Source organism: Halomonas sp. ND22Bw (genome assembly GCF_003011945.1).
GTDB lineage: Bacteria > Pseudomonadota > Gammaproteobacteria > Pseudomonadales > Halomonadaceae > Halomonas > Halomonas halophila.
Genome location: NZ_PXWD01000013.1, coordinates 12,130 through 28,739 on the forward strand (window position 1 = coordinate 12,130; position 16,610 = coordinate 28,739).

Here is a 16,610-nt window from a genome sequence, read left to right on the forward strand (position 1 = left end):
GCCCGGCGTCGCGTGCGACGCCGGGCCCCGTTTTTGACGGCGGTGACGCGGCCTCAGTGCTGGGCCGGCAGCTCGTCCATCTCCCGTTCCAGGCGGCGGGCCACGTCGCCGGGCGAGCCGGTGCGCCGGGCCAGCAGGTCGTAGGCCACCGGTACCACGAACAGGGTGAAGAAGGTCGCCGCGGCCACGCCAGTGAAGATCACGGTGCCGATCACCAGACGGGTCTCGGCGCCGGCGCCGCTGGAGAGGATCAGCGGCACCGAGCCGGCGATGGTGGTGGCCGAGGTCATCACGATGGGGCGCAGCCGGGTCATGGCGGCGCGCAGCAGGGCCTCGCGGAAGGCCGTGCCCTGGTCGCGCAGCTGATTGGCGAACTCCACGATCAGGATGCCGTTCTTGGCCGCCAGGCCCACCAGCATCACCAGTCCCACCTGGCTGTAGATGTTCAGCGACTGACCGGTGAGCCACAGCCCGAGCAGGGCGCCGCCGATGGCCAGTGGCACGGTGAGCATGATCACCAGCGGGTGGACGAAGCTCTCGAACTGGGCGGCCAGTACCAGGAACACCACCAGGGTGCCGAGCACCAGCAGGAAGGTGGTGGCGCCGCTGGACTCGCGATAGTCCCGTGCCTCGCCCTTGACGTCGGTCTGCACGCCGGGCGGCAGCACCTCGTCCACGGCATTTTCCAGGTAGGCCAATGCCTCGCCCATGGAATAGCCCTCGGCCAGGTCCGCCTGGACCGTGATCGCCCGTAGCCGGTTGTAGCGATTGAGCTGGCTGGGCCCGGCGTAGGTCTCGATCTCGACCAGGCTGGATAGCGGTATCAGCTCGCCGGTGCGCGCCGAGCGCACCCGCAGGCTCTCCAGGGCGCCCGGCGTCGGGGTGGCCCCGCGCTCGCTCTCGAGGATGACGTCGTACTCCTCGCCGCGGTCGGTGAAGCGAGTGACGGTCCGCCCGCCGAGCAGGGTCTCCAGGGTGCGGCCAATATCGCTGACGGTGACGCCGAGGTCGGCCGCGCGATTGTAATCGATGTTCACGCTGAGCTGAGGCTGGTTCTCCTCGTAGTCGCTCTCCAGGTTCAGAAGCCCCGGGTTGTCCTGGCGGATGTGATCCATCAGGGCGTCGCGCCAGGTCACCAGCTGCTCGTAGCTGCCGCCGCCGAGCACGAACTGCAGGCCCTGCTGGCTGCCGCCACCGAACCCCTGGGGCATGATCGGGAAGGCGCGGATGCCGGGGAGCTCGGCCAGGTCCCGGCGTACCTCGTTCAACACCGGGCCGGCCGGGCCTCGCTCGTCCCAGTCGGCGAGGCCGACGATGGCGAAACCGGAGTTGAAGTTCTCGGTGCGGCCGCGCCCGCGGGGCGACATGACCATCACGTCCTCGACTTCGCCGTCCTCGCGCAGCGGCAAAAGCCGGGCTTCCACCTCGTCCATGTAGTCCTCCATGTACGAGAAGGTGGCGCCGGGCGGGCCATTGATCAGCACGAAGAAGCTGCCGCGGTCCTCCTGCGGGGTGTATTCCGCCGGCAGCTGGGGATAGAGCCAGGCGATGGCCGCGATCAGCCCCACGAAGCCTGCCACCACCAGCCAGCGCAGCCTGAGCACCGCCTCCAGGCAGCGTCGGTAGACCTCCTGGGCCCAGTTCAGCCCGCCGTCGACCCAGTGGGCGAGGCGGCCCTCGTACAGGCTCGGCGAGAGGATCTTGGAGGCCATCATCGGGCTCAGCGTCAGGGCCAGCAGCGACGAGATGGCCACCGCCGCCGAGAGCGTCAGCGCGAACTCGGTGAACAGCTTGCCGACGTCGCCCTGAATGAAGCTCAGCGGCACGAACACCGCGATCAGCACCAGGCTGGTGGCGATCACCGCGAAGGCCAGCTGGCGCGCGCCGCGGTAGGCGGCGACCAGCGGCGTCTCGCCGTAGAGATGCATGCGCCGGTGGATGTTCTCCAGCACCACGATGGCGTCGTCCACCACCAGCCCGATGGCCAGCACCAGGGCCAGCAGGGTCAGCAGGTTGATGGTGAAACCCATGGCCGCCAGGGCGGCGAAGGTGCCGATGAGCGTCACCGGCACCGTGACCGCCGGGACCAGGGTGGTGCGCAGGTTGCCGAGGAACACGAAGATCACCACCACCACCAGGCCGATGGCGATCAGCAGCGTGCTGACCACCTCGCGGATGGCGCCGGAGACGAAGGTGGAGGCGTCGTAGTTGACCGCCAGGCTCATGCCGTCGGGCAGCCGCGGCCCGACCCGCTCGGCCTCGGCGCGCACCGCGTCGGAGAGCGCCATGACGTTGGCGGTGGACTGCTTGATCATGCCCAGGCCGACCACCGTCTGGCCGTTGCCACGGAACAGCGACCGCTCCTCGACGGTGCCGATCTCCACCCGGGCCACGTCGGCCAGGCGTACCAGGTAGCCGCCGTCGCTGCGGGCGAGCACCAGCTCGCGGAAGTCTTCGGGGGTGGCGAAGCTGCGCGGCAGACGCACGATGAACTGGCGGTCGGCGGATTCCACGGCGCCGCCGGGCAGCTCGACGTTTTCCTCGCGCAGGGCGCTCTCGACGTCGCTGACCGCCAGCCCGCGGGCGGCGAGGGCATCGTTGTCGAGCCACACGCGCATGGCGTACTCGCGGCCGCCGCCGACGAACACCCCGGAGACGCCTTCCTGCACCGAAAAGCCGTCGACCAGGTAGCGCTCGGCGTAGTCGGTCAACTCGGCGGTGGTGTAGCCCTCGCCGGAGAGCATCAGCCACATCACCATCTCGGAGCTGGTGTCCTCCTTGCGCACCTCGGGCGAGTCGGCTTCTTCGGGCAGATTGTCGGCGGCGCCGGAGATGCGGTCGCGCACGTCGTTGGCGGCGGCATCCACATCGGTGTTCAGGCCGAACTCGATGGTGATGCTGGAGTTGCCGTCGCTGCTGGTGGAGGAGATCACCTCGATGCCGGCGATGCCGGCGACGCGTTCCTCCAGCACCTGAGTGATGCGGGTCTCGACCACCTCGGCGTTGGCCCCGGGGTAGGAGGTGCTGATGCTGACGATCGGCGGATCGATGGTGGGGTATTCCTGCAGCGGCAGGCGGGTCAGGGCCAGCAGGCCGAAGGCGACGATCAGCGCCGCCATGACGATGGCCAGCACCGGTCGCTGGACGGAGATGTCGGACAGTCGCATCAGGCGTCATCTCCGTCGCGGGTCGCGCGCAGGATGTCGCTGACGCTGGTGGTGTCGTCGGCGATACCGATCAGCTCCACGCTGGAAGCGTCGTGCAGGCGATCGGCGCCGTGGCTGACCACCAGGTCGCCGGGGGCCAGGCCCTCGATGACCTCCACCTCGCCGCGTCGGCGCGCGCCCACGGCGATCTCGCGGCGCTCCACGTTGCCGTCTTCCGTTGAGGTGACCACCCATACCCACTGACGGCTCCCCTCGGGGACCACGGCGGATTCGGGGATCACCAGTGTCTGGCGCGGACGGCGGTCGAGGGTGACGCGCATCAGCATGCCGGGTCGCAGCAGCCGCTCGTCGTTGTCGAGCATGGCCCTCACGCTGACGCTGCGGCTGGCTGGATCGATCCGGGAGTCGATGATGGCAATCTCGCCCTCGAACACGCGCTCCGGATAGGCGGCGGTGGTGGCGCTCAGCGTCAGCCCCTCGGCCAGGGCACCGAGCTGGACCTCCGGCACCTCGAAGTCGAGCTTCATGCGCGAGACGTCGTCCAGGGTGGCCAGCTCGTCGCCCGGCGAGACCAGGGCGCCCACGCTGAGGCCGCGCACGCCGACCACGCCGTCGAAGGGCGCGGTGATGCGATAGTCGTCGAGTCGCGCGCGCAGCCCCTGGATGGTGGCATCCACCTGCTGCAGCTGGGCGCGGCTGTCCTCGATGTCGGCCCGGGGGGCCAGGTTGCGTTCCTGCAGCTGGGCCAGGCGGTCAACGGCGTTCTGGCGCTCGACGCGCAGCGCCTGGGCCTCTCGCAGCGATGCCCGTTCCTCGGCGTCGGACAGCTCGACCAGCACGTCGCCGCGGCTGACCGTCTCGCCGCCCTCGAAGTTGATCGCCGTCACCGTGTCGGTGACCGTGGACGACAGCGTCACACTCTCGTTGGCGGCCAGGGTGCCGAGCGATTCCAGCGGGTCCGACCAGGCCTCCAGGCCGGCCTCGGCGCCGATCACCGGCGTCGGCGGCATGCCGGCGGGCTGGGCCAGGGCGGCCGGGGCCAGAAACGTCAGCGCCGAGCAGAGGGCGAGCAGCAGCAGGCTCGGCATGGCCGGCCCGGATCGGTGGAGCCTGGCGCGGCGCGTGGCGAATGCGTGGTTCATGAGCGAGTGTCCGAAAGAGAGGCGTCGGCCCTGACAGGGGAGAGGGTCGAGTGGTGATACGAAAAACGTCGAAGAATGGCGACAGCATGCCTCAAGCCGGGCGCCAGGATGTCAACGCGGCGCGCTTTGCACAATGTTTTCGCAACTCGTTCTCCCTGCGACAACACGCCGTTGCGCGAGGCGCGTCGTGGCGGGCTCGCGCCGACAGGCTCTGGTACCATGTCGCCCTTTTGCGGGCGTCCGCCCCGGGCGCGGTCCGGTGGCATGGGGAGTGAGATGAGTATTGGCATGACGTATGACGTGGTGATTATCGGCGCCGGCGCCGCCGGCTTGATGTGCGCGCTGACCGCCGGCTATGCCGGACGGTCGGTGCTGGTCATCGATCATGCCAACAAGGCCGGCAAGAAGATCCTGATGTCTGGCGGCGGGCGCTGCAACTTCACCAACCTCGATACTGCCCCGGCCAACTTCTTCTCCAGCAATCCCCACTTCTGCATCTCGGCGCTCAAGCGCTACCGGCCCGAGCACTTCGTCGAGCTGGTCGAGCGCCACGGCCTGGAGCACGTGGAGAAGGCGCCGGGGCAGCTGTTCTGTGCCGACTCGGCCAAGGACCTGCTGGCGGTGCTGCTCACCGAATGCGACTGGGCGGGCGTCGAGATCCGCCTCAAGACCTCCGTCGAGTCACTCGAGCGCCAGGGCGAGGGCATGCGGCTCGACACCTCCGCCGGGCGCATCGAGGCCGGGGCGGTGGTGGTCGCCACCGGCGGGCTGTCGATCCCGACCCTCGGCGCCAGCGGCTTCGGCTACGAGATCGCCCGCCAGTTCGGCCTCGAGGTGACCGACACCCGGGCCGCCCTGGTGCCCTTCACCCTGACCTCGGCCTGGAAGGAACGCACCGCGGCGCTGTCCGGGCTCTCCACCGAGGTGGTGGCGCGCTGCCGCGACGGCGAATACCGCGAGCCGATGCTGTTCACCCACCGCGGGCTGTCCGGGCCGGCGCTGCTGCAGGTCTCCAGCCACTGGCATCCCGGCGATGAGCTGGCCATCGATCTGCTGCCTGGGGAGTCGGCCTTCGAGGGGCTGGCGGCCGCCCGGCGCGAGGCGCCGAAACGGCGCCTCTCCACCTGGCTCGGCGAGCGCCTGCCGCGGCGCCTGGCCCAGGCGCTGGTCGAATGGCATGGCGGCGACGGCCCCATGGCCGAACGCTCCAATGCGGACCTCGAGGCCTGGGCCTCACGCCTCAACGACTGGCGGATCAAGCCCGCCGGCACCGAGGGCTGGCGCACCGCCGAGGTCACCATGGGCGGCGTCGACACCCGGGCGCTGTCGTCGAAGACCTTCGAGGTCAACGGTCTGCCCCAGCTGCGCTTCATCGGCGAGGTGCTGGACGTCACCGGCCAGCTCGGCGGCTACAACTTCCAGTGGGCCTGGGCGTCCGGTGTGGCCTGCGGCCAAGCGGTCTAGGTCGTCTGCCCGGGCAAGACTCCTCATGCTATCAACGGTTTAGGCCGGCCTATACTGGGGGCATCGCTCGCCACCGGAGGGAAGGTCGTCATGAGCAAACCGCTGCATCGCAAGCGTCTGAGCCGCGTGGTCGGGCGTCAGGGTCTGGCCCTGCTGGCCCAGGCCCGGTCGGCCTGGCCGCGCATCGAGGACCCCGAGGATCCCGAGGGGCTGCACGACTTTCGGGTGGCGCTGCGCCGCCTGCGTTCCTGGCTCAAGGCCTACCGCAGCTATCCGGGCGTGGCGATTCCCAAGACGCAGCGGCGTCGTCTGCGCGACCTGGCCCGGGCCACCAATGAGGCCCGCGACGGCGAGGTGATGCTGGCCTGGCTAGAGGCCGAGCGGCCGTCGCTGGGCAACGCCGAGCGCGGCGCCGTCGATTGGTGGAGCGAGCGGCTGAGGGCCCGGGTCGAGGCCGATTATGCCGAGGCCCGCTGCGTGCTGGAGGCGGGGTTTCCGGGGCTCGATCGCGAGCTCGGCGAGACCCTGGCGGCACTGGCGAAGAAGGGCGGTGGGCCCCGCTTCGGCGAGGCGACGGCCCGTGAGCTGGCTGCCCTGCACGAGACCCTGATCGCAGAGATCGCCGCCATCGACTCCCCGGAGTCGCAGGAGGCGCTGCATCGTCCGCGCATCACCGGCAAGCGCATCCGCTACCTGCTGAAGCCCTTGAAGGGGGAGGCGCCGATCTTCGATGAGGCGGAGAAGGCCATGAAGGCGTTCCAGGATGCCTTCGGCGTGCTGCACGACGACCTGGTGCGGGAACCGGCCCTGACGGCGGCGGCCGCCGCCCATGCCGAGGAGGAGGCGCGGGAGAAGCTGGCGCTGGCGGCCGAGGGCGAGGAGGCTCGGGCCGCGGCGCCGCGTCATCTGCGCGGCTTCATGGGGCTGGCGAGGGCCCATCGCGAACGTCGCCTGGCCCACTACGACCGCGCCCTGGAGGTGGCGCGCTCGGCCGGGCCGGGCGACCAGGGCGGGCCGCTGACGCTGGCAGACCGGCTGGAAGCGGCCCTCGCCGCCATGCGCGTCGACTGAGCGCGCAGAACGGGGGCGGCGCCTCAGCGCAGGCGCTGCTCGATCTCCCGCCACAGGGCGGTGTAGGCCTTGGCCGCGGCGGTGCGCGGGGCGTAGTCGCGCACCGGGGCACGCTCCAGGCCCATGCGTTCCACCGCACTGGCCGAGGGAATATCGATCGACAGCCGCAGCGGCCAGCGTTCATGGAAGCCGTCCATGACCTGACGGTGCAGGGTGCGTCGGCGATCGGCGAGGGTGATGAAGGGCCACACCGTGCAGGCGATGTCGTGGTCGTCGAGGAAGTCCTGAAGCTGGTCCAGGGTACGCAGCGATAGCACCGTCGGCACCACGGGCACGAGCAGGGCGTCGACGCTGGAGAAGATGTTCTCCGAGAGGTGCGAGAGGCTGGGCGGGCAATCGAGGATCACCAGGTCGTAGTCGTCGCGCACCGGCTTGAGAATCCGACGCAGGTGGCTGCCGTCACGCTTGGCGAGCAGGGCATCCATCTCGCGTGACGCCAGCGCCGCCGGCAGCAGGTCGAGCCCCTCGATCTGGGTGGCGCGAATGGCCTTGTCGAAGGACGCCTTGCCCTTGACCAGCTTGTCCACGCCGCCGCGGACCTTCGGTTTGACGCGCAGATAGAAGCTGGTGGCCGCTTGGGGGTCGAGATCCCAGAGCAGTACGCGATATCCCGCCCGGGCGGCTTCCGCGGCCAGGTTGACGGCGGAGGCGGTCTTGCCGACGCCGCCCTTGATGCTATAGAGCGCCAGCATGCGCATGGGGTCCATGTCCTGTCGTCGTTCCGTCACGTTGTCGAAACAAAATCATAACAGGCCTGCCATGTCAGTGTGTTACGGCAGGATGATAATCACGTCGAGGTGGCATCAGGGCAGTGGCAGGAAGCGCTGCAGCCGCTTCAGTCGCCGCGCGGTGACCGCGACGAGCAGCGATCGCCTGACCAGCCGCTTGGCCGCCGCGGGGTGACGCATCGACCACCACAGCAGCATGGCGCCACCGCCCAGTGCCGGCAGCCGGTAGCGCTGCAGGGTCTGCCAGCCGGCCTCGAGGGGGCGGGCGGCCTGCTGCCAGCGTTCGGCCTCCACCAGCAGGTCGAGGCGCTGCTGTTCGATGGCGGCTTCGAGAGCCGCCTTGCGGGCTCGACGCTCGGCGTTGGTCATCGGTCAGCGCTCCTCGCTCCGGGTCTCCATTAGCTCGCGGTCCAGCGCCAGGTGCTTGAGGGTGTCGACCAGCAGGGTGCGGCGCCGGGCCAGGTGCATCACCCAGCCCGCCAGCCCCAGGCCGCCGAGCAGCAGCACCGCGGCGCAGCCGCCGATGGCAGCCAGCCGGTAGCTGTCCCAGAAGGCGACGATGATCAGGGTGGTGAGCACGCCGAGCCCCAGCAGCAACAGCAGCAGGCTGAGGCCGGCCAGCAGCAGCAGGGTGACGAGTCGTGCGCGCTCCTCCTCGAGCTCCACCACGGCGAGGCGCAGGCGTGTCTCACCGGTGGCAAGCAGGCTGCCCAGCAGGCGCTTGCCGGCGCCGAACAGCCGCTGAGCCGGTCCCTGGCCCTCCGACATCAGCGCCGCCCGATCAGCATGCCGACGACCACGCCGACGGCGGCGCCGATGCCGATGCTGGTCCAAGGGTTGTCGCGGACGTAGCGGTCGCAGGCGTCGGCCTGCTGGGTCACGGCCTCGCGGGTGTCGCGGTAGGCGCGCTCGCCGCGGGCCTCGAGCCGGGCGCGGGTCTCGCTGAGGCGCTTCTCGGCCCGCTCGCGCAGCTCCTTGATGTTGTGGCGGGAATCGTCGGCCGTGGCGTTGACCAGCTCCTCGACGGTCTGCGAGAGATGCTGCAGGTCTTCCTTGAGCTGTTCGGTGGTCTCACGGGTATGGGACGTATGGTCGCTCATCGGGTCTTCCTCTGACGGTGCGTGACAGGCCCAGCATAGCAGCCGTTGTCGGGGGTGCGTAATGACCGGGCACAGGTCAGCGCGATCACAGGTCAGCGCGAGAAGGTGCCGGTGGAAAACAGCGGGTTGAGGCTGAAGCCGAGACTCACGCGCTGCGTGCTGCGATCGTAGTCGATCAGGCTCTCGCCGTAGCCCTGGTAGAACTGCACATGGCCCCGGATCTTGCCGAACAGCGGCCAGGAGTAGTCGAGCTGGGCACCCATGTGGCCCTGGTCGGGATTGCCTCGCCACAGCAGGCTGGCCTCGTGGTCGTCGAACAGACGGCGTGCCACGGTGACGTCGGCGTAACCCAGATAATCCTCGATGTCGGGATTGTCGTCCTCGCCCTCGGTCTCGGGCAGGCGCCAGTAGGGCGACAGCGAGACGGCCCAGTCGTCGTTGATGAAGGTGCTGGTCAGGATCAGCCGGTTCCAGCTGCGCGAGAGGCTGCCGGAGCGGCCGTTGGACTGGTGGTTGAGCGAGACCCGGTTGTTGATGTTGGTCCAGCCGAGCAGCGACCAGTCGTTCTCGAAGTCGGCGAAGACTTCCGGCTCGTAGTTGGTCTCGCGGAACGGCGATGAGGCGTCGGCGTTGTAGGCCTGCCACCAGCTGCGCTGGGTATAGCCGAAGTAAAGGTCGGCGCGGTCGAACAGCACGTCGTCGGCGATCTTGAACTTGGCGCTGAACTGGAACTTCACCTCGAGCCGGTCGGGATCGGCCTCGCGGTCGATCTCGTTGAAGCTTTCCCGGTTGGGCGAAGTGGTGTAACTCAGCGGCAGCAAGTAGTTGCGATGGTGCGCGGTGATGGAGAAGGGGTTGTCGGACGATTCCTCCTCCAGCAGTCGCCGCTCGGCCACCGAGGCGCCGATCGGTGCCTCGGTCGGCGGTGTGGTGTCGGCGGTTTCGGCGCTGGCCGCCGGAGCCGTCTGCGGCGGCTCTTCCGCCGGCCGGGCCAGGCGGGTGCGCAGTTCGCCGATCTCGGCCTGCAGCGACTGGATGCGATCGCGGATCGCCTGGCGCTCGGCGTCGCTCGGCGCGGCGTCCGTCTGGGCCTGTCCCTGGCCGGCCAGGCCGGCGCCGAGGGCGGCCGCGAGCAGCGTGGCGATGGAGCGTGAAGCCATGGGGAGTGACTACCCTGTCTAGGAGGAATCGTCGTTCTATCATGCCCGTCCGGGGAGTCAACGGCCAGGGTCGCCGCTGGTGTCGTTGCCATGTCGCCCCGGGACGCCGACAATCCGCTGCCAAGCCCATGGTATCGCCTTGTCGAGGTGCTCGTGATCGCTTTATCGCGCTGTCGGCGGCCCGTCCGCTTTCACATTCTTTGCTGCCTGCTCGTGCTCATCGCGCTGCTGGTACCGGTGCCGCTTGCCGCCCAGACCGATGCGCTGCCCGAGCGTTCCGCGCTCGAGGAGCGCCTCGCCTCGCTGCGGCCCGAGGAGGGGGCGACCGTGGATGCGGCCACCCAGGAAGGCATCGACGCACTGGAGGCGACGATCGAGGCCCTGTCGAGCCTCGATGACGTCGAAGGTCGGCTGTCCGAGCTGGAGGCCCGGGCCGAGCGTGCCCCGCAGTCCCTCGACGAGACGCGACAGGCGCTGTCCGAGGCTCAGGATCGGCCGCGCCAGGCGCCTGATCGCGAAGCGCTGGAAAAGCTGGAGCTCGAGGTCCTCACCGAGCGGTTGGACACGGTGACCGATGAGCTGGAGGCGGCCCAGGATCGCCTCGCCGAGGTCGAGACCCGGCTGCTGGGCACCCAGACCCTGCCCGAGCGCGCCCAGCAGGCCATCGTCGAGGCCTCCGCGGCGATGGAGGAACACCGGCGTGCCCTCGAGGCGCTGGACGCCCAGGGCGTGGCGTCGGAGGCGCCCCGGCGCCTGAAGCATCGCGTCGAACGCACGCTGGCCGAGCGGCGCCTGGCCCTGCACCGGCGCGAGCTGGCCACCAATTCGCGTTTCCGCGAGCTGGCCCAGCTGCAGCGCGACCTGTACCGGCTCAGGGTCGAGCGGCTCGAGACCCGGGTGCGGGCCTTGCAGGCGGCGCTGGAGGCCCGGCGTCGAGAGCAGTCGGAGCAGGCCGTCGCCGAGGCGGTGAGCGACGAGCCGGAGAACGTGATCAGTCATCCGCAGATCCTCGAGGCGCGCCAGGCCAACCGCGACCTGAGCCTCGAGCTGCTGCGCGCCACCAGTCGCGCCAACGAGCTGGGGCGACAGAGCCAGGAGGCGCGTCGCCAGCTCGAGCGGGTGCGCCAGCTGCAGCGGGGGCTCGCGGAACACATCGAGGCGATTCGCGGCAGCCCATTGCTGTCGCGCATCCTGCGCGAGCAGCGTCGGGCGCTGCCCAGCGTCGAGTCCACCGCCGGCCTGAAGGAGGAAATCGCCGACCTGCGCCTCCAGCAGTTCGAGCTCGATCGTCAGCGCGAGCGCCTGCAGAATGCCGAGCTGCAGGCCAGGCAGCGTCTCGACGAGGCCGACGCCGATGCCCCCGAGGCCGTGGAAGAGGCGCTGGCCCAGCTGCTGCGCGCCCGCCGGGATCTGCTCTCGCGCCTCGAACCCACCTACGGCGAGCTGTTGACCGCCGCCATCGAGCTGCGACTCAACCAGCAGCAGCTGCTCGAAACCAGCCGTGACCTGCGTACCGCCATCGACGAGCAGCTGTTCTGGATCGCCAATGCCCGTCCCATGGACCTGGGCTGGCTGAGCCGGCTGCCGAGTCATCTGCGTGCCGAGTGGGGCGAGGGTGAGTGGCGTCGTGCGCTGCCGACCCACTGGCGCTGGCCGGATCCGGCGGCGTTTCTGGCCTCGCCGCTGCTGCTGCTGGCCGGCGTGCTGCTGGGGCTGCGCCGGCCGCTGTCGCGTCGCCTCGCTCGCCTGCACGACGAGATCGGTCATCTGCGCCAGGACAGCCAGGGGCATACGCCGCTGGCGGTGGGCGTTGAGGCCCTGCTGGCACTGCCCGGGCCGCTGTGCCTGCTGGCGGTGTCGCTGGGAATGACGCTGGGTGGCGCCGGGTTGGCGGTGAATGTCGGCTGGGCGCTGCTGTATCTGGCCCTGGCCTGGGCGGGAATCGCCTGGATGCGACGGCTGCTGGTGCCCGAGGGCGTGGCGACGCGCCATTTCCACTGGCCGGCCGGCTACGTGTCGCAGCTGCGCCGCTGGCTGTGGTGGCTGGGCCTGGCGCTGGTGCCGGTGCTGTTCGTGGGCACCCAAGCCCGTGATGTCGATATCGACCTGACCCAGCGCCCCCTGGCGATATTGTTGCTGCTGGCGGGGTTGGTGGGCATGAGCGTGGCGCTGGCCAGGCTGATCCTGGCCCATACGCCGTTCTTCGGCGTCAAGCTGTTCCGCCTGCTGCTGGGCCTGGCCATGGCGCTGGTGCCCCTGGTGCTGGGCGGGCTGGTGATGCTGGGCTATGCCTATGCGGCGCTCAGCCTGGTGGGGCGTTTCGTGATCACCATTTACCTGCTCGGCGCCTGGATCCTGGTGGAGGCGACGGTGGTGCGCGGGTTGGCCGTGGCGGCGCGGCGCCTGGCCTACCGCCGCGCACTGGCGCGTCGGCGGGCGATGGCCCAGGAGGGTGGCAACGGCGAGCACGGCCAGGAGGTGGTCGAGGAGCCGCCGCTGGACATGCAGCAGGTCAATCAGCAGTCGCTACGCCTGTCCAAGCTGATCCTGATGCTGGGCTTCGTGGTGGTCTTCTACCTGGTCTGGGCCGACCTGTTGACGGTGTTCGGCTACCTCGAGCAGGTGATGATCCTCGGTGGCGACGGCCAGCAGGGCAGCGAGCTGGTGGGCACGTCGATCTCGGTGGCCGACCTGTGTGTCGCGCTGCTGGTGGTGGCGCTGACGCTGATCATGGCGCGTAACCTGCCGGGGCTGCTGGAGGTGATGGTGCTGTCCCGCCTCGAGCTCAAGCAGGGTAGCGCCTACGCGATCAGCTCGCTGCTGTCCTACGTGATCGTCGGCACCGGGGTGGTCTGGGCGCTGGGCACCCTCGGCGTGTCATGGAGCAAGCTGCAGTGGCTGGTGGCGGCGCTGGGCGTGGGGCTCGGCTTCGGGCTGCAGGAGATCTTCGCCAACTTCATCTCGGGGCTGATCATCCTGTTCGAGCGCCCGGTGCGCATCGGCGACACCATCACGCTGGGCAACCTCACCGGCACGGTCAATCGGATTCGCATTCGCGCCACCACGGTGACCGACTTCGACCGCAAGGAGATCATCATCCCCAACAAGACCTTCGTCACCGACCAGCTGATCAACTGGTCGCTGTCGGACAACATCACCCGGGTGATCCTCACCTACGGCGTGGCCTACGGCTCGGATCATCGTCTGGTGCAGCGGCTCCTCGCCCAGGCCGCCGAGGAAAACCCCCGAGTGCTGCCCGACCCCGAGCCCCAGGTGCTGTTCATGCGCTATGGCGACAGCAACCTGGAGTTCGAGCTGCGTATCTTCGTCAACAGCCTGGGCGACCGGCTGCTGGCCACCGACGAACTCAACGGCCGGGTCGGCGAGCTGTTCGCCGAGCACGGCCTGGAGATCGCCTTCAATCAGATGGACGTCTGGCTGCGCGACGACAGGGGCCGGGAAGCGCGGGTGCCGAGCCGCGGCTCCGGCGAGGCGCCCGCCAATCCACCGCCCGGAGCGGGCGGCGATCCCGGCGAGCTGGACGCGGGCGATGCCGGTGGAGGGGGAGGCGACGCCGGCCGTTAAAGCCCCTTCTGTATCGGAAAAGTCTTCGAGCGAAGGCTAGGGCTAGGCCCGTTCCCTACGGACCAACGCATTTCCCACCTCCATGTGGGTCACAAGGCAAAAAACAGCGACAAATCGGCAGGGATTGCCGATTTGGGCAGCTTCGCTGCTCGAAGAGCGAGTGACAGGATGTCACGAGTCATAAGCCGGAGTTTACGAGCCGTAAATGAGGACTTTGACCGGGCTCGCGTACGAGATGATTTTTAACGCCGTATAGCCGAGCGCAGATACTTTTCGGTTAGCGGCGGCGGGCGTAGAGCAGGAACTCCCTGTTCCCGTCGCCGCCGCGGATCGGACTCTCCTGCCAGTGCGCGATGGCGAAACCGGCGTCGTTGCAGGCCCCGCGGATGCGTGCCTCGACATCGGCGTAGCGCGCGGGATCGGTGACCAGTCCGCGGGCGTTGACGCCCTCGGGGCCGACCTCGAACTGCGGCTTGACCAGCGACACCAGCTCGCCGGCGGCCGGCAGCAGGGCGCCGAGCTCCGGCAGGATCAGCGTCTGCGAGATGAAGGACACGTCCATCACCGCCACCTCGGCGGGATGCGCGGCCAGCGCCGCGGTCAGGCGCGGGTCGTCTCGCATGGCGCGGGCATTGAGCCCCTCCAGGCAGGTCAGGCGCGGCTCGTCGAGCAGCTCGTCCGCGAGCTGGTCGTGGCCGACCTCGACGCCGATCACGTGGGCTGCGCCGTGGCGCAGCGCGCAGTCGCTGAAGCCGCCGGTGGACTGGCCGACGTCGAGCACCGTGCGGCCCTCGAGCGGTAGTGCCAGCGCCTCCAGCACCGCCTCCAGCTTGAGCCCGGCCCGGGACACGTAGCGCTCCTCCGGATCCTCCTCGACGTGCAACTCGGCGGTGTCCGGCAGCTTCTCGCCGGGCTTGGTCAGCACCCGGCCGCCGTCCCTGAGGCTCACTCGGCCGTGGCGGATCAGGCGCTGGGCGCGGGTGCGCGAGCGCGCCAGTCCCTGGAGGAGCAGCAGCTGGTCGAGGCGTGGCATGGGCGGTCCTGGCAGTCGTGGAGCGGAAAACGGGGCCGCATTATGCCATAGCGGGCGGCCCGGTCAGCCGCCCGGTTCGGCCTGCAGCCCGCCCGGTGGCAGGCGGTCGGCGCCCCAGCTGCGATGCAGGTAGCCGATCACCCGATCCAGCTCGGCCTGTTCGATACGCGCCGGTTCGCCGCGCTCCAGCGGATCGTGGTGGAAGATGTAGAGCCGTGAGGCGAACTGGTCGAAGGGCAGCGAGGCCTCGCCGAAGCGCTCGCCGTGGCCGGCGGTGCTGACCTGCACGCCGTCGCCCCAGTCCTGGCCGCTGTCGTTGTTGGGGTTGTAGAAGAACACGCGCATCTCGCCGCCGGGGTCGATGCCGACCCGCAGCAGGGTGATGGCATGCCAGCCGATGAAGCGGGCGGCGCTGTCGGTGACCGCGATGCCGGCCGGCTGGGGATGAATAAGCGGCTGGTTGCCGTTGTAGTGCGGGTGGTAGCTGGCGTAGAAGTGGCGCAGGAAGCCGTCGAGGTCGACCAGCTGGCCGCTGGCGACGTCGACGTTGATGCGAAAGCCGCGCCCCGACCACCAGCCGTGGAACTCCGGGTTGACCCAGCGGTGCGGGTCGCCCTCGCGGCCGATGCAACGCCGTCCCATCTCGGCGTAGATGCGGTCCAGATGCGGCACCACGATCAGCGATACCGGGTCCAGATCCATGGGCAGCTCGGTGGCCACGCCACCGACGCTTGCCATCGACGAGATCGGCTGGCCCTCGAAGTGCATGATGATCTCGTCGTCGCGGGCCGCCCAGGCCACCATCTGCAGCAGGTAGTCCGGGTCGTTGTAGGCCCACATCGACAGCGCCCGGGCCGACTGGCAGGTGGGATTGTTGCCCTGGCCGACGCCCAGCGGCAGGCCGAGCATGCATAGCACGCCCTCCAGCAATCGCGCCCGGGGCGAGACCGCCTCGCCGAACGCCAGGTTGAGCCGCGCCGTCGACCAGTCCGACAGCGTGAGCCCCAGCTGGCGCCACATGGCCGGCGCCACCGGTGGCTGGTAGAGGATGCCGCGTTCGAGCATCAGCGCCAGGCCGTAGACCGCCTGGGCGGTATCGGGATGCAGCCCCCCGCGGATCAGCGCATGCACCAGTTCGCGATAGCACATCAGGCAGTCGCGGCCGGTGGAGGAGAGCCCCAGCGCCTCGCCGATCAGGGTGTCGCCCTGTTCCAGCAGGTAGCGCAGCAGCACCGGGTGATAGGGCGACACCAGGCCGGTGTCGTGCATCGCCCGGGCGAAGCCGGTGGCTTCGGCCTGGAGCGCGCTGGCATCCATGCTGGCCAGTCGCTGGCGATAGACCTCGAGGCCGGGGTCCTCACGGCAGGCGTGGGACGGGCCGAACAGCGAGCTGACCAGGCGGTCGGCGCCCTGGCCACTGGTGCCCAGATCGATCGTCGGATCGGCCTGGCAGATGGCGATCTGGGTGATCATCTGCTTGACCGGTCCGACCTGGATCGGCCGCTGCTGCAGGATGCGCCAGATCTCGCCGATCAGCCGGTCGATGATGTGCTCGTAGCCGATGCGCTCAGCCAGGTGGGCGAACAGGCGCCGCGGCAGCTCGGCGAGCCGCCCCTGGGTCTCTCGCTCGGCTTCGCTGGGAGCGCCGAACAGCAGCCACAGATTCAGGGCGATCACCTGGGTCAGGTAGTGGTGGGCCTGCTCCGCGGAGAGCATGGCATGGCGGACGTCGCCCTTGGCCACCGCCAGCAGGCGCAGTTCGCTGAGTGCCTCGATCGTCACCACGTGGGGGTCGGCGCTCTTCAGCGCCTGGGTGGTCAGCGAGGGCACCAGGAACTGGGGCGTGGCCCAGTCCGAGCCCTCGAAGACGCCCGCGGCCTCGAGCGCCGCGGTGCGGGGTTCGATCGCCGCGGCGCCGCCTTGCTGCAGCAGCACCCGGCGGGCGGTGTCGAGCACCCGGGGTAGCTTGCCCGGCTTGGCGAAGTCTCGGGCCTCGTTCAGCAGGGCCGTGGCCTCGTCCAGTCGAGCCAGCAGGCCCGTGAGCTTGTCGTCGCCGGTTGGCGTGGATGGACTGGTCACACCGACTCCTCGTCGTCCATG

12 protein-coding genes are annotated in these 16,610 nt (G+C 69.6%); 3 read left to right on the forward strand and 9 right to left on the reverse strand.

Translation table 11 applies throughout. The annotated features are described in order from the left end of the window. Nucleotides 1–53: 53 nt before the first annotated feature. Entirely contained in the window at nt 54–3,167 is a 3,114-nt protein-coding gene (locus tag CVH10_RS14440) for an efflux RND transporter permease subunit (RefSeq protein WP_106489055.1), read from the reverse strand. After that, nucleotides 3,167–4,309 (reverse strand): efflux RND transporter periplasmic adaptor subunit, encoded by a 1,143-nt coding sequence (locus CVH10_RS14445; protein ID WP_106489056.1) that lies wholly within the window; start codon nt 4,307–4,309, stop codon nt 3,167–3,169. The genes CVH10_RS14440 and CVH10_RS14445 overlap by 1 nt, the downstream gene beginning before the upstream one ends. A gap of 288 nt (nt 4,310–4,597) precedes the next feature. On the opposite strand from CVH10_RS14445, the gene CVH10_RS14450 reads away from it, so the two are divergent. Beyond that, a complete protein-coding gene (locus tag CVH10_RS14450; RefSeq protein WP_035595121.1) occupies nt 4,598–5,773 on the forward strand; it encodes an NAD(P)/FAD-dependent oxidoreductase in 1,176 nt (391 codons plus the stop codon). Between the two features lie 90 nt (nt 5,774–5,863). Continuing rightward, nucleotides 5,864–6,844, forward strand: a complete 981-nt coding sequence (locus CVH10_RS14455; protein ID WP_106489057.1) for a CHAD domain-containing protein — start codon at nt 5,864–5,866, stop codon at nt 6,842–6,844. A gap of 23 nt (nt 6,845–6,867) precedes the next feature. Here CVH10_RS14455 and CVH10_RS14460 read toward each other — a convergent pair whose 3' ends face one another. From CVH10_RS14460 to CVH10_RS14480, 5 genes are all read right to left on the reverse strand, one after another. Continuing rightward, nucleotides 6,868–7,602 (reverse strand): ParA family protein, encoded by a 735-nt coding sequence (locus CVH10_RS14460; protein ID WP_035595192.1) that lies wholly within the window; start codon nt 7,600–7,602, stop codon nt 6,868–6,870. Nucleotides 7,603–7,707: 105 nt separating this feature from the next. Then, nucleotides 7,708–8,001, reverse strand: a complete 294-nt coding sequence (locus CVH10_RS14465) for a YqjK family protein (protein ID WP_106489058.1) — start codon at nt 7,999–8,001, stop codon at nt 7,708–7,710. Nucleotides 8,002–8,004: 3 nt separating this feature from the next. Then, nucleotides 8,005–8,400, reverse strand: coding sequence for a phage holin family protein (locus tag CVH10_RS14470; RefSeq protein WP_035595115.1), 396 nt, complete (start codon nt 8,398–8,400; stop codon nt 8,005–8,007). Further along, nucleotides 8,400–8,732, reverse strand: a complete 333-nt coding sequence (locus tag CVH10_RS14475; protein WP_035595112.1) for a YqjD family protein — start codon at nt 8,730–8,732, stop codon at nt 8,400–8,402. The genes CVH10_RS14470 and CVH10_RS14475 overlap by 1 nt, the downstream gene beginning before the upstream one ends. A gap of 92 nt (nt 8,733–8,824) precedes the next feature. Next, nucleotides 8,825–9,892 (reverse strand): phospholipase A, encoded by a 1,068-nt coding sequence (locus CVH10_RS14480; protein ID WP_035595110.1) that lies wholly within the window; start codon nt 9,890–9,892, stop codon nt 8,825–8,827. 153 nt (nt 9,893–10,045) lie between these two features. Here CVH10_RS14480 and mscK point away from each other — a divergent pair, with 153 nt between their 5' ends. Next, nucleotides 10,046–13,477, forward strand: coding sequence for a mechanosensitive channel MscK (gene mscK / locus CVH10_RS14485; protein ID WP_106489083.1), 3,432 nt, complete (start codon nt 10,046–10,048; stop codon nt 13,475–13,477). Between the two features lie 277 nt (nt 13,478–13,754). Here mscK and CVH10_RS14490 read toward each other — a convergent pair whose 3' ends face one another. Together CVH10_RS14490 and CVH10_RS14495 are read right to left on the reverse strand one after the other, a co-directional pair. After that, nucleotides 13,755–14,510: a TlyA family RNA methyltransferase gene (locus tag CVH10_RS14490; protein WP_106489059.1), complete on the reverse strand. Its 756-nt coding sequence runs from the start codon at nt 14,508–14,510 to the stop codon at nt 13,755–13,757. 63 nt (nt 14,511–14,573) lie between these two features. Next, nucleotides 14,574–16,589, reverse strand: a complete 2,016-nt coding sequence (locus CVH10_RS14495) for a hypothetical protein (RefSeq protein WP_035595101.1) — start codon at nt 16,587–16,589, stop codon at nt 14,574–14,576. Nucleotides 16,590–16,610 lie beyond the last annotated feature (21 nt).